General features: G+C 67.3%; 26 protein-coding genes and 1 tRNA gene. 18 read left to right on the forward strand and 9 right to left on the reverse strand.

Going from position 1 to position 26,061, the window contains the following annotated elements; all coding sequences use genetic code 11:
* Positions 1 to 1,200 (forward strand): zinc-dependent alcohol dehydrogenase (locus tag VGC56_RS10290; protein WP_464124811.1); only part of this gene is annotated, 1,200 nt, incomplete at its 5' end.
* Positions 1,187 to 1,963, forward strand: coding sequence for an SDR family NAD(P)-dependent oxidoreductase (locus VGC56_RS10295; protein WP_464124812.1), 777 nt, complete (start codon positions 1,187 to 1,189; stop codon positions 1,961 to 1,963). The genes VGC56_RS10290 and VGC56_RS10295, both read left to right, overlap by 14 nt.
* A 14-nt stretch (positions 1,964 to 1,977) precedes the next feature.
* On the opposite strand, the gene VGC56_RS10300 is transcribed toward VGC56_RS10295, so the two are convergent.
* The 5 genes from VGC56_RS10300 to VGC56_RS10320 form a co-directional block, all read right to left on the reverse strand.
* On the reverse strand, positions 1,978 to 2,904 hold the full coding sequence (locus tag VGC56_RS10300; RefSeq protein ID WP_464124813.1) for an alpha/beta hydrolase: 927 nt from the start codon (positions 2,902 to 2,904) through the stop codon (positions 1,978 to 1,980).
* A gap of 44 nt (positions 2,905 to 2,948) precedes the next feature.
* Positions 2,949 to 4,586 (reverse strand): hypothetical protein, encoded by a 1,638-nt coding sequence (locus VGC56_RS10305; RefSeq protein ID WP_464124814.1) that lies wholly within the window; start codon positions 4,584 to 4,586, stop codon positions 2,949 to 2,951.
* 119 nt (positions 4,587 to 4,705) lie between these two features.
* Positions 4,706 to 5,371, reverse strand: a complete 666-nt coding sequence (purQ, locus tag VGC56_RS10310) for a phosphoribosylformylglycinamidine synthase subunit PurQ (RefSeq protein ID WP_464124815.1) — start codon at positions 5,369 to 5,371, stop codon at positions 4,706 to 4,708.
* Positions 5,368 to 5,622 (reverse strand): phosphoribosylformylglycinamidine synthase subunit PurS, encoded by a 255-nt coding sequence (gene purS, locus VGC56_RS10315; protein WP_464124816.1) that lies wholly within the window; start codon positions 5,620 to 5,622, stop codon positions 5,368 to 5,370. The genes purQ and purS overlap by 4 nt, the downstream gene beginning before the upstream one ends.
* Positions 5,623 to 5,652: 30 nt before the next feature.
* Positions 5,653 to 6,234, reverse strand: a complete 582-nt coding sequence (locus VGC56_RS10320; RefSeq protein ID WP_464124817.1) for a hypothetical protein — start codon at positions 6,232 to 6,234, stop codon at positions 5,653 to 5,655.
* Positions 6,235 to 6,384: 150 nt separating this feature from the next.
* On the opposite strand from VGC56_RS10320, the gene VGC56_RS10325 reads away from it, so the two are divergent.
* From VGC56_RS10325 to VGC56_RS10345, 5 genes are all read left to right on the forward strand, one after another.
* Positions 6,385 to 6,537, forward strand: coding sequence for a hypothetical protein (locus tag VGC56_RS10325; RefSeq protein WP_464124818.1), 153 nt, complete (start codon positions 6,385 to 6,387; stop codon positions 6,535 to 6,537).
* A gap of 40 nt (positions 6,538 to 6,577) precedes the next feature.
* On the forward strand, positions 6,578 to 6,913 hold the full coding sequence (locus VGC56_RS10330) for a HesB/IscA family protein (protein WP_464124819.1): 336 nt from the start codon (positions 6,578 to 6,580) through the stop codon (positions 6,911 to 6,913).
* 77 nt (positions 6,914 to 6,990) lie between these two features.
* Positions 6,991 to 7,284: a hypothetical protein gene (locus tag VGC56_RS10335; protein ID WP_464124820.1), complete on the forward strand. Its 294-nt coding sequence runs from the start codon at positions 6,991 to 6,993 to the stop codon at positions 7,282 to 7,284.
* A gap of 41 nt (positions 7,285 to 7,325) precedes the next feature.
* Positions 7,326 to 8,117, forward strand: coding sequence for an exodeoxyribonuclease III (gene xth / locus VGC56_RS10340; RefSeq protein WP_464124821.1), 792 nt, complete (start codon positions 7,326 to 7,328; stop codon positions 8,115 to 8,117).
* Positions 8,118 to 8,170: 53 nt separating this feature from the next.
* Positions 8,171 to 8,536 carry a PilZ domain-containing protein gene (locus VGC56_RS10345; RefSeq protein WP_464124822.1) on the forward strand — a complete coding sequence of 122 codons (366 nt, stop codon included), beginning with the start codon at positions 8,171 to 8,173 and terminating at the stop codon, positions 8,534 to 8,536.
* A gap of 3 nt (positions 8,537 to 8,539) precedes the next feature.
* On the opposite strand, the gene VGC56_RS10350 is transcribed toward VGC56_RS10345, so the two are convergent.
* Both VGC56_RS10350 and VGC56_RS10355 read right to left on the reverse strand, forming a co-directional pair.
* Positions 8,540 to 8,914 (reverse strand): hypothetical protein, encoded by a 375-nt coding sequence (locus VGC56_RS10350; RefSeq protein ID WP_464124823.1) that lies wholly within the window; start codon positions 8,912 to 8,914, stop codon positions 8,540 to 8,542.
* 222 nt (positions 8,915 to 9,136) lie between these two features.
* Positions 9,137 to 10,285, reverse strand: a complete 1,149-nt coding sequence (locus tag VGC56_RS10355) for an N-acetyltransferase (RefSeq protein ID WP_464124824.1) — start codon at positions 10,283 to 10,285, stop codon at positions 9,137 to 9,139.
* 116 nt (positions 10,286 to 10,401) lie between these two features.
* Here VGC56_RS10355 and lptF point away from each other — a divergent pair, with 116 nt between their 5' ends.
* The 4 genes from lptF to VGC56_RS10375 all read left to right on the forward strand — a co-directional run bounded on the left by lptF (position 10,402) and on the right by VGC56_RS10375 (position 14,607).
* Positions 10,402 to 11,658 (forward strand): LPS export ABC transporter permease LptF, encoded by a 1,257-nt coding sequence (gene lptF / locus VGC56_RS10360; protein WP_464124929.1) that lies wholly within the window; start codon positions 10,402 to 10,404, stop codon positions 11,656 to 11,658.
* Positions 11,655 to 12,752 carry an LPS export ABC transporter permease LptG gene (gene lptG, locus VGC56_RS10365; protein ID WP_464124825.1) on the forward strand — a complete coding sequence of 366 codons (1,098 nt, stop codon included), beginning with the start codon at positions 11,655 to 11,657 and terminating at the stop codon, positions 12,750 to 12,752. The genes lptF and lptG overlap by 4 nt, the downstream gene beginning before the upstream one ends.
* Complete coding sequence (locus VGC56_RS10370) at positions 12,749 to 14,251, forward strand: lipopolysaccharide biosynthesis protein (protein ID WP_464124826.1); 1,503 nt, start codon at positions 12,749 to 12,751, stop codon at positions 14,249 to 14,251. Before lptG ends, VGC56_RS10370 begins: the two co-directional genes overlap by 4 nt.
* Before the next feature lie 62 nt (positions 14,252 to 14,313).
* Complete coding sequence (locus tag VGC56_RS10375) at positions 14,314 to 14,607, forward strand: hypothetical protein (protein ID WP_464124827.1); 294 nt, start codon at positions 14,314 to 14,316, stop codon at positions 14,605 to 14,607.
* Positions 14,608 to 14,824: 217 nt separating this feature from the next.
* Here the strand turns inward: VGC56_RS10375 and cmk are convergent, their stop codons facing one another.
* Both cmk and aroA read right to left on the reverse strand, forming a co-directional pair.
* Positions 14,825 to 15,445, reverse strand: coding sequence for a (d)CMP kinase (gene cmk / locus VGC56_RS10380; RefSeq protein WP_464124828.1), 621 nt, complete (start codon positions 15,443 to 15,445; stop codon positions 14,825 to 14,827).
* Positions 15,442 to 16,752, reverse strand: a complete 1,311-nt coding sequence (gene aroA, locus VGC56_RS10385; RefSeq protein WP_464124829.1) for a 3-phosphoshikimate 1-carboxyvinyltransferase — start codon at positions 16,750 to 16,752, stop codon at positions 15,442 to 15,444. The genes cmk and aroA overlap by 4 nt, the downstream gene beginning before the upstream one ends.
* A 100-nt stretch (positions 16,753 to 16,852) precedes the next feature.
* Here aroA and VGC56_RS10390 point away from each other — a divergent pair, with 100 nt between their 5' ends.
* The 7 genes from VGC56_RS10390 to VGC56_RS10420 all read left to right on the forward strand — a co-directional run bounded on the left by VGC56_RS10390 (position 16,853) and on the right by VGC56_RS10420 (position 25,483).
* Complete coding sequence (locus tag VGC56_RS10390) at positions 16,853 to 17,173, forward strand: TIGR02300 family protein (protein WP_464124830.1); 321 nt, start codon at positions 16,853 to 16,855, stop codon at positions 17,171 to 17,173.
* A gap of 141 nt (positions 17,174 to 17,314) precedes the next feature.
* A tRNA-Ala gene (locus tag VGC56_RS10395) sits at positions 17,315 to 17,390 on the forward strand.
* A gap of 660 nt (positions 17,391 to 18,050) precedes the next feature.
* Positions 18,051 to 18,743 carry a toxin-activating lysine-acyltransferase gene (locus VGC56_RS10400; protein ID WP_464124831.1) on the forward strand — a complete coding sequence of 231 codons (693 nt, stop codon included), beginning with the start codon at positions 18,051 to 18,053 and terminating at the stop codon, positions 18,741 to 18,743.
* A 90-nt stretch (positions 18,744 to 18,833) separates the two neighbouring features.
* The gene (locus tag VGC56_RS10405) at positions 18,834 to 19,511 is read left to right on the forward strand and encodes a hypothetical protein (RefSeq protein WP_464124832.1); all 678 of its coding nucleotides are present in this window, start codon (positions 18,834 to 18,836) and stop codon (positions 19,509 to 19,511) included.
* Complete coding sequence (locus VGC56_RS10410; protein WP_464124833.1) at positions 19,508 to 20,251, forward strand: hypothetical protein; 744 nt, start codon at positions 19,508 to 19,510, stop codon at positions 20,249 to 20,251. The genes VGC56_RS10405 and VGC56_RS10410 overlap by 4 nt, the downstream gene beginning before the upstream one ends.
* Before the next feature lie 181 nt (positions 20,252 to 20,432).
* The gene (locus VGC56_RS10415; RefSeq protein WP_464124834.1) at positions 20,433 to 21,086 is read left to right on the forward strand and encodes a hypothetical protein; all 654 of its coding nucleotides are present in this window, start codon (positions 20,433 to 20,435) and stop codon (positions 21,084 to 21,086) included.
* Entirely contained in the window at positions 21,083 to 25,483 is a 4,401-nt protein-coding gene (locus VGC56_RS10420; RefSeq protein ID WP_464124835.1) for a hypothetical protein, read from the forward strand. The genes VGC56_RS10415 and VGC56_RS10420 overlap by 4 nt, the downstream gene beginning before the upstream one ends.
* The last annotated feature ends 578 nt before the right edge of the window (positions 25,484 to 26,061 follow it).

Raw genomic sequence — 26,061 nt, forward strand, 5'->3', positions numbered from 1 at the left:
GTGCGCGTCGATACCGTCCCCGACCCCAGGATCGCCGACCCCACGGACGTCCTCATCCGCGTCACCTCGACCGCCATCTGCGGCTCCGACCTGCACCTGTACGACGGCTTCATGCCGACGATGCAGGAGGGCGACGTCGTCGGCCACGAGCCGATGGGCGTCGTCGTCGAGGCCGGCAAGGAGGTCAAGAAGCTCAAGAAGGGCGACCGCGTCGTCGTGCCGTTCACCATCTCCTGCGGCAACTGCTGGTTCTGCCAGCGGCAGATGTTCTCGCTGTGCGACACGTCCAACCCCAACGCCGAGATCGCGAAGAAGGTGATGGGCCAGTCGCCCGCGGCGCTGTTCGGCTACTCGCACATGCTCGGCGGCTTCGCCGGCGGCCAGGCGCAGTACCTGCGCGTCCCCTACGCCGACGTCGGCCCGGTCAAGATCCCCGACGGCATGCCCGACGAGAAGGTGCTGTTCCTGTCGGACGTCTTCCCGACCGGCTACATGGCCGCCGAGCAGGCCGAGATCGAGCCGGGCGACACGGTGGCGGTGTGGGGCTGTGGGCCGGTCGGGCTGTTCGCGATCCAGTCGGCGCTGATCATGGGCGCGCACCGGGTCATTGCCATCGATCATTTCCCGCACCGGCTGGAACTGGCCAAGGGCCTCGGCGCCGAGGTGCTGAACTTCCGCGAGGCCGATGTGCGCGATGCACTGTGGGAGATGACCGGCGGCATCGGCCCCGACGCCTGCATCGACTGTGTCGGCATGGAGGCGCACGGCCTCGCCATCGACAATATCGCCGACACGGTGAAGGCCCACACCTTCCTCGGCACCGATCGTCCCGCCGCGCTGCGCCAGGCGATCCTCGCCTGCCGGAAGGGCGGCCGCGTGTCGGTACCCGGCGTCTATGGCGGCATGGCCGACAAATTCCCGATCGGCGCCTTCATGGAGAAGGGGCTGACGATGAAGACGGGCCAGACCCACGTCCAGAAATATACCAAGACCCTGCTCGCGATGATCGAGGAGGGGAAGATCGACACCACCTTCCTCGTCTCGCACCACGCCAGCCTCGAGAACGGGCCGGACATGTACCGGCACTGGCACGACGAGCAGGACAGCTACACCAAGATCGTGCTCCGCCCCGGCATGGAGGGCGTGAAGCATGTCGCCAACGATACAGCCAACCAGGAGAAGCAGCATGAGCCAGCGTAAGTTCGCCATCGTCACCGGCGCCTCGAGCGGCATCGGCTACGAGCTCGCGAAGATCGCCGCGCAGGAGGGGTACGACCTCCTCGTCGCCGCCGACGAGCCGCTGGTCGACGCCTCCTCCGCGTTCCGCAACATGGGCGTCGAGGTGCAGTCGGTCGAGGCGGACCTCTCCACCGAGGAGGGGGTCAATCGGCTCCTCCAGACGGTGGGCGGGCGGCAGGTCGACCTGCTCCTTGCCAATGCCGGCCACGGTCTCGGCCGGGCGTTCCTTGGCCAGGATCCGCGCGAATGGCGGCACGTCATCGACACCAACATCACCGGCACCTTGCTGCTGGTCCAGCCGATCGCGCAGAAGATGGCGGCGCGGGGCGAAGGGCGGATCCTGTTCACCGGGTCGATCGCTGGGCATCTCGCGGGGGCCTATCAGGCGGTCTACAATGGCTCCAAGGCGTTCGTGGACAGCTTCGCCGCCGCGCTCGGCAACGAGCTGAAGGAGACCGGCGTCACCGTCACCTGCCTTAAACCCGGTGCCACCGACACCGAGTTTTTCGAGCGCGCCGACATGATGGACACGAAGGTCGGCACGTCCAAGAAGGACGACCCCGCCGACGTCGCCCGCACCGGTTGGGACGCGATGATGAAGGGCAAGGAATCGGTCGTCCACGGCCTCATGAACAAGGCCCAGGTGCTGGCCTCCGGCGTGCTGCCGGAGTCGGCGACGGCGGTGCTGCATCGCCAGCAGGCGGAGCCTGGGACGGCGAAGTAGGAGCAGGGGACAGTCTATCTGACTGTCCCCATTCGAGCGGTTGGAACGGGGACAGCCAGGCTGTCCCCGCGTCGCGCATCCAGCCACCCCCCGTCGGCCAGCCAATCCGCCAGACGGTCGGGCCAGTGGAGGATCGAGATGCGGTCCGACTCGTCGAGGTTGAAGGCGTGCTGGCCTTCCGCATACATGTGGAGCTCGGCTGAGACGCCGGCCTTGCGGAGCTGTTCGTAGAGGGCGACCGCGGGCGCCGCGCAGCATTCGTCGCGCGAGCCCGCGACGATGAAGGCAGGCGGCGCCTTCGCGATCGCGGCGCCGGGGATGCCGTGCGGGCCGGGAAAGACGAGGATCTGGAAATTGGGCCGGGCGCTCTGGCGGCCCACCGCGTCCGGTGCCATGCGGCTCGCGACCGCCGCCAGCGGGTCCGGCGGCTCGGGGTTGTCGGCGATCAGCGAGACGAGCTCGCCGCCGGCCGAAAAGCCCATCGCCCCGACCCGCGCCGGATCGACGCCGAACTCGTCGGCATGAGCCCGCACCCATTGCACCGCCCGGCGGGCATCCCAGGCCGCCTCGCGGTCGACCTGGAACTTCGAGCCTTCGTCGTTGGCGAGGCGGTATTTCACGACGAACACCGTGAGGCCGTAGCGGGTCAGTGCCTCGCCGACCTTTGTGCCTTCGGTGGTCCAGACGATGATCTTGTGGCCGCCGCCGGGAAAGACGACGATCGCCGCGCCGTTCCTGTGCCGCGGATCGGGCTGGAAGACGGTGATCGAGGGATTGTGGACGTTGCGGACCCAATAGTCCTTCGCCACCTCCGGCTCGCCGCGGCGCGGATCTGCGGCGAGGGCCCAGTCCGGCCACAGCGGGAAGCTGCGCGGCGCCGGCGGCTGGGCGAGGGCGAGGCTGGGGACGAGCAAGGCGAGGAGGGCGATGAGCTTGGCCATGGCCCCACCATGTCAGCCCGGCGCCGTCGTGGGAAGACGCGCCGCTAGGTCGCGGCGGTCCCGCCCTCCGGCTCGGCCGGGTCCTTCGGCGGCGTCGGGCTCGGCGTCGGCGTTGGCTTGGGTGCGGGCGACGGCGGGGGCGTCCTGTCTCCCCGCACGACCATTGTACGGGCCGGCATCGCCGCGGCCGGCCCAGCGGCGTTCGGGTTGACGTTGAAGATCCGTTTGATCAGCTCCTCCAGTGCCTGGAACACCGCCTCGACGCCAAAGCCGGCGATGAACGAGATGGCCGGGCCCGAGAGTCCGACCGGGTCCAGCAACCCCGCTCCGCCTCCCGCCTTGCCCGGGCTGGAGATGAAAAGGCCAATGCATGCCCCGGTGACGGCACCGAGTGCGAGCTGCTGCAGCGACAAGGTCAGGTCGCGTGGGCTGAGCAGGCTGGTCCTGATTTTCTTCGAGATGGTGCGGATCACCGCCGCGGCGGCGCCGAGCAGCCCGTAGAAGAAAGGAAGCACGGCCGAGCCGACGATGTTGGCGCGCAGCGAGGCCTGGGCCGGGGCGTCGTCGGTCTGGTAGTCGCTCGTCCCCGGCGCCGGCGGCGCCGCGCCGGCCTGCGCCCCGCACGGACTCGCGCAGCGAGAGAAGGGCCAGCTGATCCACTGCCGCAGGCGGCGCTTCACCCGGTCGCGGTCGTAGAGCCGCTCCTGTCGCGCCGCGCAGGTCTGGGCCTGAACCGCGTTGGTATAGGGAACGCGGTCGCAAAAGCGGGTGAACGGCTCCAGCTTGCCGTTCGCGTCGGCCGCGCTGGTGCCGGTGTCGGCGCCCCCATTCTGGCCGCTCGCCGCACTCTGTCCGGCGGCCGCATTTTGGCCGGCGGCAGGAGGCGGGGCGGCAGCAGCCGGGCGGGCGGCCGCCGCCGCGTGAGCGACGGGCGCTGGCGTCGCGCCGTTCTTCTCCTTGCCGATCTCCTCGTTGGCGATCGCCTCGTCGAGTTCGGCGATCGCCTCGTTGACCGTCTTGAGCTCGGCCAGCTGCGCGTTGCCGTAGGCGACGTACCAGGAGAGGAGGCAGGCGGCGACGAGGGTGAAGAGCAGCCCCCAGCTGATCCCCCGCATCCAGCGGCCGAAGAGGCGCGCCTTGATCATCAAGTCTGGATAGGCAGTCTCCGCCAGCGAGCGCCGCGTCGGGGAGGCAGCGCCCGAGGCGGCCGCGGCGGCGGCGGCCTCCGCCGCCTTGTCGTCGGCGCTCTGGACGTTGGCTAGCTCGCGCAGCAGCGCCGCGCCGGGCAGCTCGCGCTTCAGATTGCATTGCGTGACGAGCGTGGTGAAGGCGATGGTGAAGCCGCTGGCGGGATAGGAGAGGCGGTTCAAATGGTCCTTGGCACGGATCAGCAACGCCGCATCCTCGGCGCGCTCCTCGCGGGTGCCTTGGGAAGGCCAGGTGATATCGCAGATCCGCTCCAGCCAGTCGCGCGGCAGCTCGCCGTCGCCGCCCGCCTCCACCGTTCGCTCGGAGACGGTTGTCGCCGGATTGGCGGAGACGTTGTCGAGAAGGAGGTGGACCTCCGCAAGCTCGCGTTCGAGCACGAACACCTGCGGATTGCGGCTGCTGCGCCCGCTTGCGCCCGCGGCCGCCGCTTCCGTCGGCGCGGCCGCGCCCTCCGCCGGATCGTCCTGCGCCATCGCGATCTTCCCCCGGCGCGAGATCGGCTCAAATCGACCGGTAGATCACGCCAAGTAAAGGATCATGGCGGGTCTTGGCCAAACCTACAAGTCGGCTCGGCGGCTGGCGCCCGCCGTCGTCAGCCGAGCGCCTCCAAAATTCCCTCGAACAGCCGCCGGCCGTCGGTGCGGCCGTGGGCGTCTTCGGACATGCGCTCGGGGTGTGGCATCATGCCGAGCACGTTTCCTTTGTCGTTCAAGATGCCGGCGATGTCGCGGGCGGAGCCGTTGCATTGATCCGAATAACGGAAGGCGACGCGGCCTTCGCCTTCGAGCCGGTCGAGCGTGTCGGCGTCGGCCTGGAAATTGCCGTCATGGTGGGCGACGGGGATGACGATTTCCTCGCCCGCCTGGTAGCGGCTGGTGAAGGCGGAGGCGCCGTTCTCGACCTTCAGCGGCACTTCCCGGCAGATGTAATGGAGGCCGGCGTTACGCATCAGCGCGCCGGGGAGCAGACCCGCCTCGGTGAGGATCTGGAAGCCGTTGCAGATGCCGAGGACGGCGACGCCCTTGTCGGCTGCCTCGGCGACGGCGCGGAGGACCGGAGAGCGCGCCGCCATCGCCCCGGAGCGCAGATAGTCGCCGTAGGAGAAGCCGCCCGGGAGGCAGACGAGGTCGAGACCTTGCGGAAGCTCGGTGTCGCGGTGCCAGACCATGATCGGCGCCGTCCCGCTGGTCTTTTCGAGGGCGACGGCAAGGTCGCGGTCGCAGTTCGAGCCGGGGAAGACGATGACGGCGCTCTTCACGCCTGCGCCTCCTGAGGCTCCGCGGCGCGCTCGATGCGGAAATTTTCGATGACGATGTTGGCGAGGAGCTTGCGGCACATCGCCTCGACATCCGCGTCGGCGACGGACGGATCAAGATCGAGTTCGATCAGCTTGCCGGCGCGCACGTCGTTGACGCCGTGGAAGCCGAGCCCCTCGAGCGCATGGTGGATCGCCTTCCCCTGCGGGTCGAGCACTCCGTTCTTCAAGGTGACGTAGACGCGGGTCTTCATCTCGTCCTGCTCCGGCTGGGGTCGCGGCGGCTATGGCGCTCCGGGCAGATTCGGGCAAGTGTCGGCTTCGGCCTCCGGCGGCACGCGAAGCACTCGGGAGAGGAAGAATCCGAAGGTGAGCTGCCAGGGTAGATAGAGTGAGAGGAGCACCCCGAAGTCGCTCAGAGGAGTTCCTTCGAGGAAGTCCATTTCGGCAACTCCGACATAGCCGAGAAAGGTGAGAACGACGACTCCGGCGACCATCGTCACGGCCGTCCGGCGTCTGGCGAGGCGCAGGGCCGCGAGCCCGAGAAAGGAGAGGGTGGCGCCGATGACACCGCCGACGGCGCCCGGCGGAAGGATGCCGCTCCGGCCCAGTCCATCGAGGCTGTAGATGGCGGCGAGCACCGCCAGATAGTGGAATGCGGGGACCAGCAGGAGCAGGTAGAGGGCGGTGCGCCACCGCGGGCACCGGCCCAGCAGCAGGAAGGGCAAGCCGAAGAGCGGGATGAGGAGGTCGAACCCGGTGAGCCCATCTTCGCCGACGATCGTCACCCAGACTTTCGCGCCGGCGACGTAGAGCAGAGCGCCGGCGACGAAAAGCAGCATCGGCTCGCGCAATCGAATGTTCATTTGCCTTTCCCCCCGGATTGCGATCGACGAGAGTTATCCGCGCATTTTGAGCGATCGCAAACGGCGGCGTCCCTGCCTCGGGGGCCGCGCCTTCATCTTTTATTTACCAAAGCTTGCGAGATGGGAGGGGTACGAGCGGGAGACGGCCCCATGATGGGTCTCGCATTGATGATGTTTATCGGCCTGTTCGCCTTTGGCGGGCAGCTGCTCGGCTGGTCCGATACGGGCGGCGGGCAGATCCAGCTCGGCCTGTTCATGTCCTTCCTGTTCGGGATCATCTGCGGCTACCGCACGCGCAGCTGACGCGCTTGTCCGCCGACCTGGTCGCGCCTATCTCCAACGCATGGCCGAAGCCCTCGACATTGCCTTGACGCCCGCCGCCGCCGCCCGCGTCGCAGCGATCGCGTCTCGCCAGGGCAAGCCGGCCATCCTGCGCCTCGCCGTCGAGGGCGGCGGCTGCGCCGGCTTCTCCTACCGCTTCGGCCTCGCCGACGCGGCGGAGGAGGGGGATCTTTCCGGCGACTTCGACGGCGCCACTTTGGTGGTCGACGAGATGACCCACGAATTGGTGAAGGGCGGCGCGGTCGATTTCGTCGACAATCTCGGCGGCGCGCATTTCGAGGTCAGGAATCCCAACGCCCAGTCGGGCTGCGGCTGCGGATCGAGCTTCAGCGTCTAGGGACCCTAACCTGGCGCAATTGCCTTTGGCGCGCCACGGTCTATGGATCGGCTCCCCGCTCGAAGGACCCGTGACCCATGTCGGAACGTGAGGATCGCCGCTTCCACGACCAGCTCGATTTTATCGGCGTCCGCGCCCACGTCACCGCGACGGCGGTGCTCCAGATGTGCATCGAGCTGCGCCGCGCCGGCATCTTCGACGACGAGGCGATGGGCCGGATCAAGGATGCCATGGCGAAGGAAGTGGCGCTGTCCCGCCCGCGCGGTATCTACGCCGACGAATATGCCAATGCCCGGCGCCGACTCGACGAGATTTTCGCCGGCCGCGGCAAGCTCGCCAGCTCGGTCGAGGAGCTGGCCGGGCGGGAATAGGGCTTCCGTCCTGCCGCCGGGGGCGGCTAGACCCTCGCCCCATGAAGATCGTCACCTACAATCTGAACGGGGTTCGCGCGCGGCTGCCGCGGCTGGTCGAATATCTCGCGGAGGAGAAGCCGGATGCGGTCTGCCTCCAGGAGATCAAGTGCGCCGACGAGGCTTTCCCGATCGAGGATTTGCGCGCTGCCGGCTATGACGGGGCGTGGCACGGGCAGAAGGGCTTCAACGGCGTCGCCATCCTGACGCCGGTCGGCGGGCCGAAGCCGGAGGTACGGCGCATCGGCCTGCCGGGCGATCCCGACGACACCCACAGCCGCTATATCGAGGCCGAGGTGGACGGGGTGGTGATCGGCTCCATCTACCTTCCCAACGGCAATCCGGTGGGGACGGAGAAATTCGCCTACAAGCTGGCGTGGATGGACCGGCTGCGGGCGCATGCGCTGGAGCTGCTGGCCGAGGAGAAGCCGACGGTGCTGGCGGGCGACTGGAACGTCATCCCCACCGATCATCCCGACGACGTCTTCTCCGCGCGGGCGATGGCGCACGACGCGTTGATGCAGCCCGAGAGCCGCGCCGCCTTCCGGACCATCCTCAATCAGGGCTGGACCGACGCGATCCGCGCGCGGCATCCGGACGGGCCGGTCTACACCTTCTGGGACTATACGGCCGGCGCCTGGCAGCGCGACGCGGGGTTCCGGATCGATCACCTCCTGCTCTCGCCGCTGGCGGCGGACAGGCTGCTCGATGCCGGCGTCGACAAGGCCTATCGCGGCCGCGAGAAAGCGAGCGACCACGCGCCGACCTGGGTGGAACTGGACGGCGGGCGCTAAGGCTTCCTTCACCGGGGTACGCTAGGCAGCCTTCCGTTCGGGAGGAGGCCGGGATGGCGCACAGGCTGAGGAGCAAGGTCAGGGCGGCGGAAGCGGGCGCGGCGCTCGCGCCGGTGTCGCTGGTGGAGTGCCGGCGCGATCCGCACGCGAGCCCTGCCGAAGCGGCGGCCGAGCGGCGCCGGGCGGCGCAGCGGCGGAGTGCGCGTCACCAGGGCGTCGTCGAGCGCGCCGCGATCCAGTTTCGCGGCAAGCCGGCTCTGGTCCAGGTGGTCAATGCCTCCGAGGGCGGGATCACCATCGAGACGGCGCTGCGGCCCGAGCCGGATGAGACGATCGGCGTCGCGCTGGAGGGTCAGCCGCCGCGGACCGGCATCGTCCGCTGGGTGCGCGGCGGCCAAGTCGGTCTCGCCTTTCTCTAGGCGCTAGCGCGGGCCGGCGGGCTCGTTCGAGCCGGAATTGCCCGGCATCGCCTGCCCTGCCGGAAGTTTGGGCGGCGGGACCGGATCGCCGGGCCGGTGCGGCTTCGCGCCCTGCGCGCGGGGCGCCGCCTTCCCGATGGCCGAGGCCTGGACATTGCCGGCCTCCTGCATCGCCGCCTGCGCCGCGTTCGGATCCGAATTGTTGGAGGCGCGAATCTGGTCCGCCTGGTTCTTGAGGACGTTGGCGGCTTCGGGACTGCTCTGCGCGGCGGCGTTATCGAGCTGGCCGGCGCTGTTCTCAGCCGGGCTCGTGTTGCCGCCGCAGCCCGCGACGAAGAGTGCGGCGAGCGCGGCAAAGCTGAGATAAGGGGTTTTCATCGGCCGTCATCCTGTTGCAATGGCGCACGAATAACGACGCGCCGCAAGAAGGGTTGCCGTCCCGAGTCGGGGCGGAAGCGGACGTTTTCGGAGTATGCGTAATGGCCGAAGCTTTGGGGGTGGTCACCCTCGTCATGGTGGGAAGCGTGCTCGTCGAGCACCTCTTCCTCTCCGCCCGCCGCTCGCGCGGCGAAGCGCCCGCGGAGCGGTGACGCCCTGCCGCTACAGCGGCTTCTCGTAGATCCGGTAGACCTTGTTGATCTTGCTATCGATCGCGTCGGCGATCGAGCGCATCGGCTGGTTGTCCTCGAGGATCCAGCCGATCTCGCCGCGCTCCATGCCGTATTTGCCGACGCCGGCGTGGCGGATATATTCGATCATCATGAAGGCGAGCTGGCTGGCGAGGCGGGTGCCGTGGAGGCGCTTCAAGACGCCCATCAAAGGCACACGGGCGCCGACGAAGTTCGCCTTGTGGAGGCGCCACAGCAATTTCGCAAAGCCCGTCGGGAAGAGCTTGCCGTTCAGATCCTTCGTCAGGATGTTGAGATCGGGGAGGGTGAGCATGAAGGCGACCGGCTCGCCGTCATATTCGGCGACGCGAATGAGATCCTCGAACACGATCGGCTTCAGCTTCTTGCCGGCATAGGCGATCTCGGCCGGGGTGAGGGGAATGAAGCCCCAATTGTCCGACCATGCGTCATTGAGGATGCCGAGCAAAAGGGCGGCTTCCTCGTCGAACTTCTTCTTGTTGACGTTGCGAATCCGGATGCGCGGGTTGCGTTCCCCGGACGCGACGATGCGCTGGATGAGCGGCGGGAAATCCTGCCGGACGTCGAGCGCGTAGGTGTAGAGGTCCTTGGCCTTTTCGTAGCCGGCGGCGACGACCCAGCTTTCATAGGCGGGGCTGTTATGGCCCATCATCACCGTCGGCGGATGGTCGTGGCCCTCGATGAGCAGGCCCGGCTCGTCCCAGATGGAGAGGCTGAACGGGCCCATCGAGCGGGTCATGTCGCGGCCGCGGAGCCAGGATTCGGCGCGGTGGATGAGGGCGTGGGCGATCTCCTCGCTCTCCGCCTCGAGCATCCCCCACTGGCCGGTTCCCGCGCCCATATGCTCGAGGACGAGGGTGTCGACCTGCGCCGAGATGCGCCCGACCGGCTTGCCGTCGCGCTCGGCGAGGAACAAGCGGGCCTCGGCATGCTCGAACCAGGGATTGGTGCGCGGATCGAGGAGGCCGTGGACCTCGGTCTTCAACGGCGGGATCCAGCTGGGATCATTCGCATAGAGGCGAAAGGCGAGGTCGACGAAGGCCTTGCGGTCGGAGGCGTCCTCGACGGGGCGGATGGTGAGGCCTGGGGGAAGATCGGTCATGGCGGTTTCGTAGCGGGTCGGTTGGGGGCTGTCACCGCCGCTTCGGCCCCCGCGCGGGAGGGTTCCGGCGCGATTGCTCTTGAAAACCGGCGAAAGATGCCACTTTGGTGCCTGGGATGCGCCTCGTCTCCGACATCGACCGCTACATTGCGCGGCTGATCATCGTGCCGCTGGTCGGCACGCTGACGCTCGCCGCCATGTTGCTGGTGCTCGACCGGATGCTCAAGCTGTTCGATTTCGTCGTCAGCGAGGGCGGGCCCGTCAAAGTCGTCTGGCAGATGCTCGGCAATCTGCTGCCCGAATATCTCGGCCTCGGCATCCCGATCGGGCTGCTGCTCGGCGTGCTCCTCGCCTTTCGCCGCCTCGCCCAGTCGTCCGAGCTCGACGCGATGCGGGCCGTAGGCCTCGGCTACACGCGGCTGCTCAAGGTGCCGTATATGTATGCGGTCGCGCTCCTGCTCCTCAACCTGTTCGTCGTCGGCTTCCTGCAGCCGGTGTCGCGCTACGGCTACGAGCATCTCCGCTTCGACTTGAAATCGGGAGCGCTCGGGGCGTCGATCAAGGTCGGCGAGTTCACCAGCCTCGGCAAGCATATGACGATGCGGGTGGAGCGCAGCGAGAAGGAGGGGCGGCTGCTCCACGGCGTGTTCGTCGCGATCGACAACAAGGACGGCAAGACCATCGCGGTCACCGCCGACCACGGCACCTTCCTCGCCACCGAAGACCCTAACACGATCAACCTGCGGCTATCGAACGGGCGGCTGGTCCACAACCAGCCCGGCTACCGGGCGCCGCGAGTCCTCGCCTTCAAAATCCAGGACCTGCCGGTGAACCTGCCGAAGATCGAGGCCTTCCGCCACCGCGGCGGCACCGGCGCGGCCGACAATGAGGAGCTGACCCTGCCGGAGCTGCTGAAGCTCGGCCAGGCGGCGAAGACCAATCCGATCCGCCGCGAATCGGCGCTGGCCAACTTCTATTTCCGCTCGGCCGAAATCTTGATGATGCTGCTGATGCCGATGCTCGCGGTGGCGCTGGCGGTGCCGCCGAAGCGCAGCACGTCCGGCCTCGGCATATTCATCTCGATCGTGATGGTCGTCGTCTACCACAAGATAAACCAATATGGCCTGCGCATGGGCGAGATCGGCCGGCTCAACCCCCTGATCTCGCTGTGGACGCCGTTCCTGATATTCGCGGGCATCATCCTGTGGATGTACTGGACGCTTGCCTACAAGCCGGGCGGCCAGCCGATCGGCGCCCTCGACCGCGCCGCCGCCAAAGTCGCCAAGGCGATCGGGTCGGTGCTGCGGCTCGGGCGGCGCTCGCGGCGCGGGCGGGCCGCCGAGGCCGGCGCGGAAGCGGCGCCGGCGCAATGATCAACCTCAGCTTCTTTCCGTCGCGGCAGCTCGCCTGGTACATGGCGAAGATGTTCCTGCTGCGGACGCTCGCCGTCATCGCGGCGTTGGTCGTCATCCTCCAGACGCTCGATCTGCTGAGTGAATCCGGCAAGATCTTCGCCCATGCCGGCAATGGCGACGTCGAGCTGTGGCGCTACGTCTCGCTGCGCCTGCCGCAGCTCGTGGCCTTCGTGCTGCCGTTCGGGGCGCTGCTCGGCACGTTGATCGCGCTGGCGACGCTCAACCAGAATAGCGAGGTGGTGAGCATGAAGGCCGCCGGCCTCTCCGCGCACCAGATCATCGCGCCTTTGATCCTCGCCAGCATCCTCCTCGCGGGCGTCAGCTTCGCCTTCAACGAGCGCATCGTCACGCGGGCAAGCGAGACGCTCGCCGACTGGCAGGAGGCGGAATATGGGAAGATACCGCGCGATACCGGCATCCGGCCCAACGTGTGGGTGCGCTACAACGAGGATCTCGTCCTGGCGCGTGAGGTGCGCGCGGCGGGCGCGCAGACCGCTCTTTTCAACGTCACCATCTACGACCGCACCGGCGAGACGCTGCAGGCGATCCTTAACGCGCCGCGCGCCGAGCGGAAGGGGAGGGGGTGGCTGCTCCACGACGTCACCCGCTTCGACGTCACCACCGGCCAGACCAGCCGCGCTTCGACGATGGATTGGGGGGAGGGGCTCGAGCCGCTGCAATTCACCCTCGCCAAAGTGAAGGCGGACCAGCAGACCTTCCCGACGCTGCGGCACTCGATCGCGCAGCTCAAGGCGTCAGGGCGGCCGACGGCGGACCTGGAATCCGGGCTTTGGCATAAATTGTCGAAGCCGCTGTCGATCATCCTGATGCCGCTGCTCGGCGCCATCGCCGCCTTCGGCCTCGCCCGCTCCGGCCAGCTGCTGCTGCGCGCCGTCGTCGGCATGGCGCTCGGCTTCGCCTTTTTCGTCGCCGACAATTTCTCGTTGGCGATGGGTAATTTCGGGGCCTACCCGCCGCTCGTTGCGGCCTGGGCGCCGTTCCTCCTCTTCCTCCTGATCGGCGAGACCGTCCTCATCCGGACGGAGGAGTGAGCGAAGCGAACGTCACCCGCGGCGAGGTGGCGCGCGGCGCCGCGCTCGTCGCCTTCTCCCGTGCCGGCGCCCTCATCGAGGCGGTGGCGCAGCCTTTGTTCATCTGGCTCTACGGGCTCGAGACCTACGGCCTCTATGTGGTTCTGTGGGGCGCCATCAACCTTGCCGAGAACATCGTCGACCTCTCGCTCACCGCCGCCCTCCAGCGCATCGTGCCGCAGGAGGATGAGGAGGTCGCGCACGGGGCGGTGAAGGCGGCGCTGCTGGTCACCGTCGTCCCCGCCGCGGCCGTCGCGCTGGCGGTCAGCCTCGCGGCGCCATGGGTGGCGGGGTTCGTCTCCGCCGCGCCGTCGGACCGGCTGTGGCTGGTGCAGGCGGTGCGGCTGTTCGCCTGGGCGCTGCCTTTGTGGACCTTCGTCGAGGTGGCGACCTCGGCGGCGCGGGCGCGGCGGGCGTTCGGACCGGAAATCCGCCTGCGCATCTTCTGGGAGCAGATCGCGCGGATCGTCTTCGCCTGCGGTTTCTTCGCGCTGGGGGCAGGCCAGCTCGGCCTCGTCCTCGCCCATCTCGGCTCGCTGACCCTTACGGCGGCCTTGTGCGTGCCGCTGCTGGCGCGCTTCTACGACGTGCGGCGGCTGCTCGGCGCGCGGATCGGCCGGCGCCACTTCCTGCTGCTCCTCGTCACCGGCCTGGCGCTGCTCCCCGCCAACGTATCGCGGCGCCTGCTGGTCGACGCGCCGGCTCTGGTCATCAACCTGCTCATTCCCGGCGCCCGCGGGGCGACGGCGGCCGGGCTGTTCGAGATCGCCCGCAAGATCGCGACGCTCCCGCTGTCGGTCCGCCAGGCGTTCCAATATGTGATGGCGCCGCTCACCGCGCACCAGGCGCGAAGCGGCCGCGACGACATCGGCCCGCTCTACCATTTCGCGAGTCGCGTCTCGACCGCCCTCGTCGTGCCGCTCGCCGGCCTCCTCGCCTTTGCGGGACGGGACATCCTCTCCATCTATCGGCCCGAGGCGATGGCGGCCTTGCCGCTGCTCGTCATCCTGGTGACGGCGCGCGCCGCCGAAGCGATCGTCGGGCCTGCGACTCCCATCGTCGAGATGACCGGCCACCGCATCCTCCCCCTCGTCAACAGTCTCGTCGGCGCGGCTGTGTGGGGCTTGCTGAGCCTATTGCTCGTGCCCCGCTACGGCGCTGAGGGGATGGCGGTGGCGGTGGGCGTCGCCACCCTCGCCATCGCCTATGCGGCGACGATCGAGCTGCGCATCTCCGACGGGCTCACGCCGTTCGACCACAAGCTGTTCCAGGGGCTTGGCGCGGCGCTCGTGGGGCTGGCCCTGATGTATGGCGCCGTCCACCTGCTCGGGGGACCCGCGCGCTTTACCGCCTTGCTGCTCCTATGGGCCGCGGCCAGCTGGTGTGCGCTGCGCGTCGGGCTGACCCGCTCCGATCGGGCGGCGCTGGGCGGCTTTGCGCGGTTCGTGCGGCTCGCCTGAGGGGGCGTGGCGGCGCGCGGCGCACCATGCTATGGTCGAGAGGCACGGGAAGGGAGCCTCTCATGATCGGACCCATCATAGCCGCGCTCGCCGGAGTATCGACGATCCACGCGCCCAACCATGGCGTCCAGACCGGCTTTGGCAAGCCCGGCTACAATCCCGACAAGATGATCTGCGTCAGCCGCGACGTCACGGGCTCGCGCCTGCAGGCGGTGCGCGAATGCCATACCGCCCAGCAGTGGCAAGACCAGAAGGAGCAGGAGGTGGTCGGCCTCGCCCGGCAGCAGCATAATGGCGATTCCGGCTGCAACACCGGTCAGTGCTCCGGCATGCCGAAGAACGACACGCCCTGGTGATTGAGGGCGTGCGAAGGCCTCTTCGTACCGCCGACGCGCATGCGATTCTGCCCCTCCCGAGTAAGCGTTTCGAGGAGTGTGGATGATCGTCATGCCGGACTTGATCCGGCATCCATGAACACGGACCGTGAGAGTTAGAACGGAACGGTGTTCATGGACCCCGGATCAAGTCCGGGGGTGACGCCTGGTGGTTCTCAGGCCTTTTCGCTGCCGTCCTTTACCGGACCCGCTCTTCCACCGCCTCGATCGCCGCAGCGATGGCCGCTTCCGCGTCCATGTCGCTGGTGTCGATGCGCACCGCGTCCTCGGCCTGAACCAGCGGCGCGGCGGCGCGGTGGCTGTCGCGGTCGTCGCGGGCGCGAATGTCGGCGAGGACGTCCTCGTAATGGGCGGGGCGGCCCATGCGGACGAGTTCGTCGAAGCGTCGGCGGGCGCGCACTTCAGGCGCGGCGGTGACGAAGAGCTTGGCCTCGGCTTCGGGGGCGATCACCGTGCCGATGTCGCGGCCGTCGAGGACGGCGCCGCCCTCCTGCGCCGCGAAGGCGCGCTGGCGTTCGACCAGCGCCTGGCGGACCAGCGGGTAGGCCGAGATGCGCGAGGCGATGCCGCCGACCGCCTCGGTCTTGAGCTCCGGATCGTCGAAATCGACCTGCGAGAAGTCGCAGGCGCGGGCGGCGGCGAACTCGCTCTCCGGGTCGCCGTGCCATTGCAGGAGGTTGAGGGCGACGGCCCGGTAGAGGAGGCCGGTGTCCATGTGCGGCAGGCCGTAATGGCGGGCGAGCGCCTTCGCGATCGTGCCCTTGCCGCTCGCCGCGGGGCCGTCGACGGCGATGATCATCGGGTGAGGCCCTCGATCATGGCTTCGAAGCCGGGGAAGCTGGTGTCGGCGGGGCTCATGTCGGCGACCGATACCGGGGCGGCGCAGGCGAGGCCAGCCACCGCGAAGCTCATCGCGATGCGATGGTCGAGCCGCGGGTCGATCCGCCCGCCGCCGGGCAGCGGATCGCCGCCGGTACCGTGGAGGATGAGCCCGTCCGCTTGCTCCTCGATGCGGGCGCCGATGGCGCGGAGCCCTTCCGCCATGACGGCGAGGCGGTCCGATTCCTTGACCCGAAGCTCGCCGAGGCCGCTGGTGCGGGTGATACCCTGCGCAAAAGCGGCGGCGATGAACAGGATCGGGAATTCGTCGATCATCGACGGTGCGAGCGCGGGCGGAACGTCGACGCCGCGCAGCGCGGAATGGCGGGCGGTGATGTCGGCGACGGGCTCGCCGCCTTCCTCGCGCTCGTTCTCGATGGAAAGGTCTGCTCCCATCTCCCTCAGCACATGGAAAAGGCCGGCCCGTCCCGGGTTCATGCCGACGCCCTCCACCCGCACCTCGGACCCAGGCACGATCAGCGACGCCACCAATGGGAACGCCGCCGCCGAGGCATCGGCCGGAACCACGACCAGCTGCGGCTTGAGCTCTGCCTCGCCACCGAGGAGGATCTCCTCGCCTTCGACTCTTATGTCGGCACCGAAGGCCTTCAGCATCCGCTCGCTATGGTCGCGCGTCGGGACCGGCTCAATCACCCGGGTGATGCCGGGGATGTTGAGGCCAGCTAGAAGGATCGCGGACTTCACTTGGGCGGAAGCCACGGTCATGCGGTGGGCGAGGGGGATTGCGGGGCAGAGGCCGCGGACCCTCAGCGGCAGCCGTCGGCCGGGACTGCTGTCGATGGCGGCGCCGAGCCGCCGCAGCGGCTCCACCACCCGCGCCATCGGCCGCCGCGAGAGAGACGCGTCGCCGGTGAAGGTCGCGGTGATCGGGTGGCTGGCGACGAGGCCCATGAGCAGGCGGGTCGACGTGCCGCTATTGCCCATGTCCAGTGCGCCGCTGGGCTGGAGCAGGCAGCCGGTGCCGACGCCGTCGACGGTCCAGGCGCCGCCCTCGCGTTCGATCGGCACGCCCATGGCACGGAGGGCCGCGGCTGTTGCTCGCACGTCCTCGCCCTCCGAGAGTCCCTCGATCCGGCTCGTGCCGCGCGCCATCGCCGCGAGCATCAGCGCGCGGTGGGAGATGGACTTGTCGCCGGGGACGCGCGCCGTTCCGCGCAAGGGCGGGGAGGCTCCGAACGTGCCCGGCCGGGCCTCTTTGTGGCTCATGGGCTTGGCTTTTGACAGCGGCCTACCCATGTGGCAAGGCGCCGCCCGACAGGCTGCGACGCGGCCGTTTTCACCTATTTGCGAACTGGAGACATCGCCCATGGCGAAGGCTGAATGGGGCACGAAGCGGACCTGCCCCAAGTGCGCCACCCGCTTCTACGACCTCGGCAAGGAAGATCCGGTGACCTGCATCAATTGCGGGATCGCCTGGGATCCGGAGCCGGTCCTGAAGTCCAAGCAGCCGATGCCGTTCGACGCCCCCAAGAAGGAGGTCGAGGTCGAGAAGGAGGATTCCGATCTCGCGGCCGAGGATCTCGTCATCGACGAGGATGCCGAGGAGAATCCGGACGACGAGGTCGATCTCGGCGGGGACGACGATATCGGCGTGCCGGGTGCCGGCGGCGACGACGAGGAGGTCTGACGCGACCGCCCCGGGGCAATGCTTCGGGGCCATGGTTCGGGACGGTCGAAGAGGCCGTTCAAACAGCCTTGCGCCGGGGGCGGGCCTCCCCTAAGTCCGGCGCCGCACCGCCTGCCTCCCAGGGCAGGTCATGAAGGGTTCGGGGCCGTAGCTCAGCTGGGAGAGCGCTGCAATGGCATTGCAGAGGTCAGGGGTTCGATCCCCCTCGGCTCCACCATTCCCCAGAAAAAACGTCCTGAACCGGCGCCCCGGCAGTCGCTCGAGCGCCGCTCGACGGCGTTCCCGCGCGCCCTGGAGCGGTCGACCCATAGAGCGTGGGCCTGCGCCCTCCGCTTCCGGCAATGGCGGCAGACGCGCTACGCTCCTGACGTCCGCCGTCCGCCCAGGAAGAGCGGCTGCAGCGGCTGATCATCGCCGTCTTTGGAAGGCGGCGCGGGACTCACCTCGCGATCAAGCGATGGTGCCGCGCCGGCTTCAACTTGCCGGCTCCTCGTCTCGTAAGGTTACGAACAGGTAAACCTTAGACAGGCTCATGATCTGGGAATGTAATGCGCCCAAAATGGCGAAACATTCCATGTTGCCAACCCGTTACAACCTGATACCTTGGGCCTGACACGGGGTAGGGGCAAAGACGCAGCTATCGCCACCGGGACGTCGGACGCATGTCATTCATGCGCCGATGAACCCTGTCTGGCGACCGCAGCGGCTCCGTGTCGAGGGGAGGGGCGCGGACCGATGCGGGCTCACAGGTCATCCGAACCGGCGGCGCCGCCCGAGCGCGCCGCAGCGCCATCCCTCATGCCTCCCGCCGCATTTCCAGCCCGATCCAGGGCCGCACAGCACGCGCGACGAATCGCGCCATCAGGGGAGATCTGACATGTCGAAGAAGGTGGAGACGAATGCGGCGAAGGGCCGCGCGGCGCCGGGCGACGCCAACGGGGCGGCGAACGGCGCGGCGGCCGGGGAAGGGCAGGGCGCTCCCGACGCCCCCGCCCCCGCCCCCGCCACACCCGCCGTCTCGCCCGAGCTGCTGGCCCAGATCGGCGCGCTCCGGTCGAAGATTCACACCAGCGTCGGCCAAGTCGTCCTGACGATGATGAACCTGCCGCGCTACCGCCACCAGACGCTGGCCGATCTCGGCCACGTTCTCGTCGACCCGCTGCTGCGCGACCGGCTCGCCATCGCGCACCGCAGCGTCACCGCCGAGGACGGCAGTGTCACGGCCGACGAAGACAATGTCGCCGGCATCGCCATCTGGGCGAGCGTCTCGGCCGAAGTCGACGCCAGGATCGCCGAGCAGGTCAAGGCCGGCGTCTTCCCGGTGAGGCTCGGCGCGGACGATTGGGCGAGCGGCGAGAATGTCTGGCTGCTCGACGTCATCGCCGCGGACCGCCAGGCGGCGACCTCGGTGCTGGCGAACTTCCGCCAGGTGGCGGGCGACAAGCAGATCAAGGTGCACCCGATCGTCGGCCGGCTGATCGATCCCGCCGTGCTCGAGCGGCTGCGGGCCGGCAGCGAGGGGGCACGGGCGCAGGTTGCCGCCGAGCCGGAGGCGAACCCGGCTGCGTAGCCGGGCCGCCTTGACCGGAGCGGGAAGCGGCCGGGGAGTCGGCGAGCGTTCGCGCGCGCGTCGTGACGACCACCGGATGGAGGTGACGGCATGAAGTGGCGTGTGTTGCTCGCCCTCGTCGCGGTCCTTGCGGTGGGAGTGTGGTGGATGACGTCTCCCCGGGACAGCTGGCGGTACAAGATGACGGTGGAGGTCGAAACGCCGGAGGGCGTCAGGACCGGTTCGGCAGTCCGTGAGGTAAGATACCAGGGCCGAAACGGATTCTTTATCGCGGAAAGTCAGCCGCAATGGCGCGTCCATGGTGAAGCGATAGCCGTCGATATGCCAGGAGGCCGGACCGTCTACGCCCTCCTCCGCGGTAATGACGGGGGTGCGGATTACGGGGCCCGGATCGCCGACATGGCCTATAGCGACGACGGCCGAGTTCACGGGTCGCCGGGTCCAGTACAATTGTACCCGACTGCGGCAAACAGGCCACTTCTGCGCAACAGCGACCCGTTGCCGATGCTGGTGATGTTTGCCGACCCTAAAGATCCGAAAACAGTCGAACGGATCGATCCACGGAACATCAGCGCCATTTTCGGTCCCGGATATGCGCTCAAATCCATCACTTTGCAGATCACAGATGAGGCCGTGACCACCGGACTTGAGAAGCGGTTGCCCAGCTTCGGCAAAGGCACAGGCTTCGACCGATGGTACGCCAGCCTTTCGTGGAGCGACCCTCATCGAGTGGGGCTTGAAGATTTTCGTCAAGGGGATCCAAAATGAACCGCCCCATCGCGCAGATAATTACGGTGCGCATGAGAAGGCGGCGCGTGATCGGGCTGCTGGCCGCCCTAGCTTCTGTCCCGATTCTGAGCGGCTGTGGACTCGCCGGCAATTCGATCAGCTATCGTTACCGGATGACGGTCGAGGTCGACACGCCGGAGGGGCTTAAGCGCGGGTCGAGTGTCATCCAGGTCGACGAGTCGAAAGGTACTGGCCTCGGAGGCAGCCACATCGAAGCGCGCGTTACGGGGGACGCGGTAGTGGTCGATCTGCCCGGCGGACAGACTTTGTTCGCATTGCTCGACAGGGCCGTAAAGATAGCGAACTGTGGCGCTCCGCCGGAGCCTCCGGGACCTAACGACCCCGACCAGTGGCGCAAGATAGTTGAAAAGATAAAGGCGCGACCCGGCACATGCGACCTGCCGCGCATGGCGCTCTCTCCGTTCGGCGTGAACGAGATGGAGAACCAGTGGCCGACGCTGGTGCGCTTCGGGGACGTTCATGACCCCCGGACGCTGGAGCGCGTCGATCCCGACAATGCGGAGGCGGCCTTGGGCAGCGGCGTACGGATTACGCGTATCACGGTGCAGATGACGAACGACCCGGTGACGACCGGAATCGAGAAGAGATTGGGGTGGCTAAATCACCTCGAGCAATACCGCACTGACAAAAGCAACCCCTTCACCGAAAACCTCCCCAAAGGTGTTGGCGATCTGCGGATGAAAGGAGAAGTCGTTTGACTATTTCCATAGACCTGCTTGTAGTCACTCTGGCACTTGATTCGTATAATCGTGGGCCTGGCTAAGCCACACACGTGCCAATTGATCTTCAGGGCGCCGGATTCGACGATCGCTGCATTCGTCGGATGCGGTTCGCGTGATCGGGCGGCGGGACGTGCTGCTTGGGGCGGCGGGAGCGACGGTGGGCGCGATGGCGCTCGGCGGTTGCGCCCTCTTTGAAACGAATGCGTCCTATCGCTTCCGGATGACGGTCCACGCCCTGACGCCCGCCGGGTTGAGGTCGGCGTCTACGGTTCTTCAGGTAAACGCGATGAAGGGCGTCAAGCTTCTTCCGGAAGAGCATCCCGGCGGGGTCGGCATCGCCGGCGAGGCGGTCGTTCTCGATTTTCCGCAGGGACCGGTGTTCGCGCTGCTGACCATCGGCGATGCCAAGCAGCTTCTTCCGACCCAGGTCACCAAGGCGCTCGATCCGGCGGTGAATACCGCTGATGCCGCGTCCTTCGTAGCCGCCGTGAAGCGGCTCGGCGGCCGCTCCGCGAACGCCAAGGCCGAACTGACGCGTGACGACTGGCCGATGATGGTGCGGTTCGGCGATCTTAAGGATCCGGCCAGCGTGGAACAGGTCGATCCCGACGCAATCGGTGTCAAGCGCATCTTGCTCGAGACCACCAGAGACCAAGTGACCAAGGGCATTGAAAAGCGGATGCCTCCTTGGTTTATGCAGCTTGTTAAAAGGAAGGCGAGCCTGAGTGGAAGTACGTCCCTCACAATCTCAACCAATGATTTAGCTGACAAGCTGAGTCCAGGCAGCTTCAGCACGGAGATCTGGCGATGAGCAACAACCCCCAGGCAGACCTGATTTACGCATTACTTACTCTCGATTCCTATAATCGTGGGTACGGATCTGGCATTACGAAGCTCTCCGACGACAGTGGAACTCACATCGGTAACTTTACTATCACTAGTCATACCAATGACGAAGCGATCGCGGCGAGGAATTCCGCGTATGCCGACGGGTTCTATGCCATCGCGTACCAGAGTGGTGACCAGACCGTCATCTCGTATCGGGGAACGGACACCAATTTCGACAAGACCGACAGCGGGGCCGGTGGTAGCGACCTGACCCACGGCTACGGCATGGCGCTTGGCCTCACGCCGAACCAGCCCGCGACGGACCAGTCGCAGCTCGCCGCCCAGTTCTATGCGGACGTGACCGGCGGGCGGGAAGGCGCAGCGGCAAGCAACGTCACTCTGGTTGGGCATTCGCTCGGCGGCGGATTGGCCGGATACGTGGGCGCGGTCGCCGGAACGCAGGCGGTCGTCTTCGACAATATGCCGTTCGCGCTGGCTGCGCTCAATCGTGCCGGTGAGATTGGAGTCACCGCTCACATCAGCGACGTAAGAGGTTATTTTACGGAAGGCGAATTCCTGCAGCCGGTGCGAGCAGGCGATTTTCAAGGAATCGTAGGCGGGCTTCTCGCAGGCGTTCCCGGTCTCGGCCCGATCATCGCCGCCTATGGCGTGACCCTAGGGACTCAGACGGCGATACTGGAGGGGCAGGTCCAAAAGGACGCGCTCCATTCGAACTACCTCACGCTCAACCCGCTCGACGTGTTCAGCAAGTTCCACTCGATGGCATTGCTGACCTCCCTGTTGTGGAACCGGGCCTACGGCGACGAGAAGTGGGTGCCGGCTGCGCAACAGCTCTGGGGCGCCTATTTCGATGCGGGCGTCGCCGCGGCTTTGCCGGACGCTCAGGCGCGAACGAAGGCGCCGCTCGGATCGGCGGACAACACGCTGCGAACCGCGATCGCGTATTCCGCTCTTCCCGTCGGTGAGGGGGAGCGGCCGTTCGGCGATACCGCCATCTGGTCGATGTTCAGCGATGCCGGCGATCTGGGTCAGGCGCTGACCGCCGCGAACGGATCCGGCTTCCTCAACGACAGCGAGCCCGACGGCGGCACTTTCCTTGGACTGGCGACGACGAAAAAGGTCAGCCAGATGCTGGCCGATATGCTGGTGCAATATGCGGGCGCGCTCGCGCTGGGTAACATCAGCCAGGCGATGAAGTCCGGAACGGGCGGGAACGACGTGCGGCAAGGCATGCTGGCTTACGGCGCAGGGGCCGGCGGCGGGAGCGGCGTGCTGTCGGTCGACCTTTCCGGAAACATGTGGACGACCTTGCTCGGCAAGGCCGTTACGCCCATCGAAGGGGTGCAATTCCGCGACGCATTCTTCAAGGACGCCGCCGGCAGCGCCTTTCCCGACGCGATCAGAGCCCTCGGCTTCAAATCTGCCGACGATCTCGCGCAGAAGATGTGGGGCGCCAAGGACGCGAGCGTCATCAACCGCTTCGATCTGGCGACCGGCACGTCCGGCGGCGCCTATACGATCGCGTCGCGCAATTATGCCACCACGACCGGCATCGACGTCGACATCTTCGTCGGCACGACGGGGAACGAGCATGTCACCGGCACCGAGGGCGGCGACATCCTCGTCGGCCACGGCGGCGCCGACTTCATGGACGCGGGCGCGGGCAACGACGTGGTCGTCGCCAGCGGCGACCGGAACGCCAAGACGATCGGCGGCCTCGGGCAGGACCGTATCTATAACACCTCGGTCGGCGGCGAGATCTGGGGAGACGTATACAATTCCGAGCTGGATCTGAGCGAGGCCAACGGACATTACGATCAACGCTACTACGTCACGATGGAGGAACACCCCAACGGAATAAGCACTGCGAAGATCAACTACATCGCTGACGATTCGAGCAACGCCGATTATTTCATCTGGTCCGGCGGCACCACGATCAAGGACCCGCAATATCACGACCGGCTGTTCTTCTTCGGCATCCCGCTGATCGGCGGCAACGATACCGGCGGCATGGTCGGAACGATCTTCTCCGGGCTGACCGGCGGCCTCGCCACCGGGGCGCTGGCGCTGGCCCAGGGGCGGACCAAAGCGAGCCAGACCGTCTACACCGACGATATCCTACCGTTCATCACCTACAAGATGGTCGCCAACGCCTATGGCGGCTACGACCTCCACGTCAGCAATATCCTCACCGCCTTCGTCGACGCCTTCGAGGCGCTGACCGGCGACGACGAGTCCGGTCTGGACCAGACGCTGAAGCGCTACCTCGGCACGATGTCGATCGAGGACTTCGTCTCGCCGAAGGACGCGGCGGCGAACAACCTGCCGGTCGCGATCGGCGGCGCGAACTTGGCGGCGCTGAAGCCCGGCAAGCTCGGGCTGACCTTCAAGAAGACGGATCCGCGCACCATCGGCCTTGCCTTCTGGGCGGCGCTCGATCCCTTCTACGCGACCGCGGCCGGCGGCGTGAACGCGCCGCTCGTCGACGAGGCGCTGACCGCCTCTTATTATGCGCGCAAATACAGCAGCGCGCTCAAGTGGACGGCGGCGAACGATCCTTTGGTCCTCGATCTCACCGGCCTGGGCCTCGAGACGGCGGGGCTCGCCGGCAGCAACGTCCATTTCGACTTCGGCAACGATCTGTTCGCCGAGCGGACCGGCTGGCTGCAGCGCCAGGAGGGCTTCCTCGTCCTCGACCGCAACGGCAACGGCCGGATCGACGACGGCACCGAGATGTTCGGCGTGGCCTCGGGATCGGGCTTTGCCGACCTTGCCGCCTATGACGGCAACCACGACCGCGTCATCAACGCGCTCGATGCGGCGTTCCCGCAGCTGCAGGTGTGGGTCGACGCGAACGGCGACGGAGTTACCGACGCCGGCGAGCTGCATACGCTCGCCGACCTCGGCATCGTCTCGCTGTCGCTGAACGCGATCCCGCTCGACGCGACGACCGGGGACGGGACGGCGCTTTCCGCGGTCGCCGGCTTCACCCGCTCCGACGGCAGCAGCGGCGCCATCTACCAGGCTTTGTTCCAGACCGACGAGACCGATACGGCCTATCGCGGCGAGAGCGGCCATCCGGCCTGGGCGCCGGCGATCGACATCAAGGGGTTCGGCGCGCTCACCAACCTCGCCGTCGCGACGGCCAACGATCCCGACTTCGCCGCCCTCGTCACGGCGCGCGCCGCGCAGATGACGACGCCGGACCTGCGCACGCTCGTGGCGCAGGCCGGGGACGTGCTCGGCCAGTGGGGGGAGGCGCAGCCGCTGACCCGCGAGCTGGCCCCGGTGCTGGTCTCGGCCGACGGCAAGACGCTGGTCGACCGCGCGGTCTATGTCGAGGATGCCGCCGGCGGCTATTGGACGCTGGCGTCGCACCATGCGGTGCTCGACGCCGGCGGCAATGCCGTCGCGCGTCCGACGATGGAGCAGGTGCTGGCGCAGGCCACGACGGCCGGCGCGCACTGGCAGCTCGAGCAGATGTGGTCGCCGACCTCGCGCGGCGCTGCGCTCCACGCCCGCACCGGTGCCCCCTATCTCGTGCAGGTCGTCGACGGCCGCGCCATGGTGCTCGACCACGGCGTCCAGCAGGCGGACGGCAGCTGGCGCCTCGCCAGCGGCACGGCGATCCTCGACGCGAACGGCAGTGCGATCGCCCATCCGACGCTGAGCGACGTCCTTGCCCAGGGCCATGCCGCCGGTACCGAATGGCGGACCGAGGCGCTCGGCTACAATGCGCTAGCCAACATCCCGGTCCAGAATATCGGCATCGACATCGTCAACGGCAGCGTCGCCGATTACACCGTCCAGATCACCGACCAGGACGGCACTTTCTACGTCTGGGCGCGCAATCTCGACCGGGCGCTGGCGCTCCAGGCCAAGCAGGGCAATGCGCGCGCGTTCAACCTGCGCAACTACGCCGTGGATTTCACCGCGCTGCAGCAGCAGGTCAACGCCACCGACGACAGCGCCTACCGGATCGAGTTGCTGACCCCGGCCGAGTTCAACTTCGCGCTGGAGATGAGCAGCATCGCCTTCGAGCCGCAGATGCTCTCCGCCTCGATCGACAACGGCACCGGCATCATCTCCTACTCGGTCAATTTTTCGGGCCAGGCGAGCCTGTCCAGCACCTCCTACGTCTCCGGCATCACCCAGGCGATCGGCCTGCTCGACGCGGTGATGAAGGAATATGTCACCGCCAGCCGCGCGATGGCGGTGCGGATGGCGCTGCAGGGCGGCCTGTCCGCATTCGCGCACCGTGGTCGCGCCTGCGACGGGGCACCGATGTGGCGCTATCGGCACGCGCTATTCCTGAAGGCTTGCCGCCGTGCCGGCCGAGGCTATTCAGCGGCTTGGTGACCCCTACGGGAGGAGCCACTTTTGGCAATTAGCTATTTAAAATCAACAGTTTAGCCGCTACAACTTTTTGGCCATTAATGAGGGTTTGTACTACCGTTTTGTACCAGCTCATGCAAGCCGTCAGTCCGAGCTGGCGCACTCGAGCGAGCTGGTGCACAATGGCCGCTAAGCGCCACTCCCAGTCGTTCGCGCCGGGACACAGGGCGGCGAACAGCGGAATGTGCGCATTGGTCGAAATGGAAACACTGGGGGACAGAGAGGAGCGAGCGAAAAGCAATTACACTACGCTACATCCGTTTCCCTTCGGCCGCTCCATCGTTCAAAACCGTGCCACCCGCGCATGAGCGTGGCGGTAGAGGCGGCCTGGGTCACTTTCCATTCCGTGGTCCGAGAGCGAAACTAGGTGGCGTTCGCCCAGCGTCGAAGCTGCCAGAGGGTCGACCGGAGGCGACGCCGCCCTGACCCGTCCCCGAATCGCATATCGTAGGTCGTCGGCCCTTGGCGATAGTTCGTCAGACCCAGCCACGCCGAGGGATATCCGATCGGGACCGCCGCGGCATTCTGCGGCAGGGATTCCG

It is taken from the genome of Allosphingosinicella sp. (assembly GCF_036403745.1).
Classification (GTDB): Bacteria; Pseudomonadota; Alphaproteobacteria; order Sphingomonadales; family Sphingomonadaceae; genus Allosphingosinicella.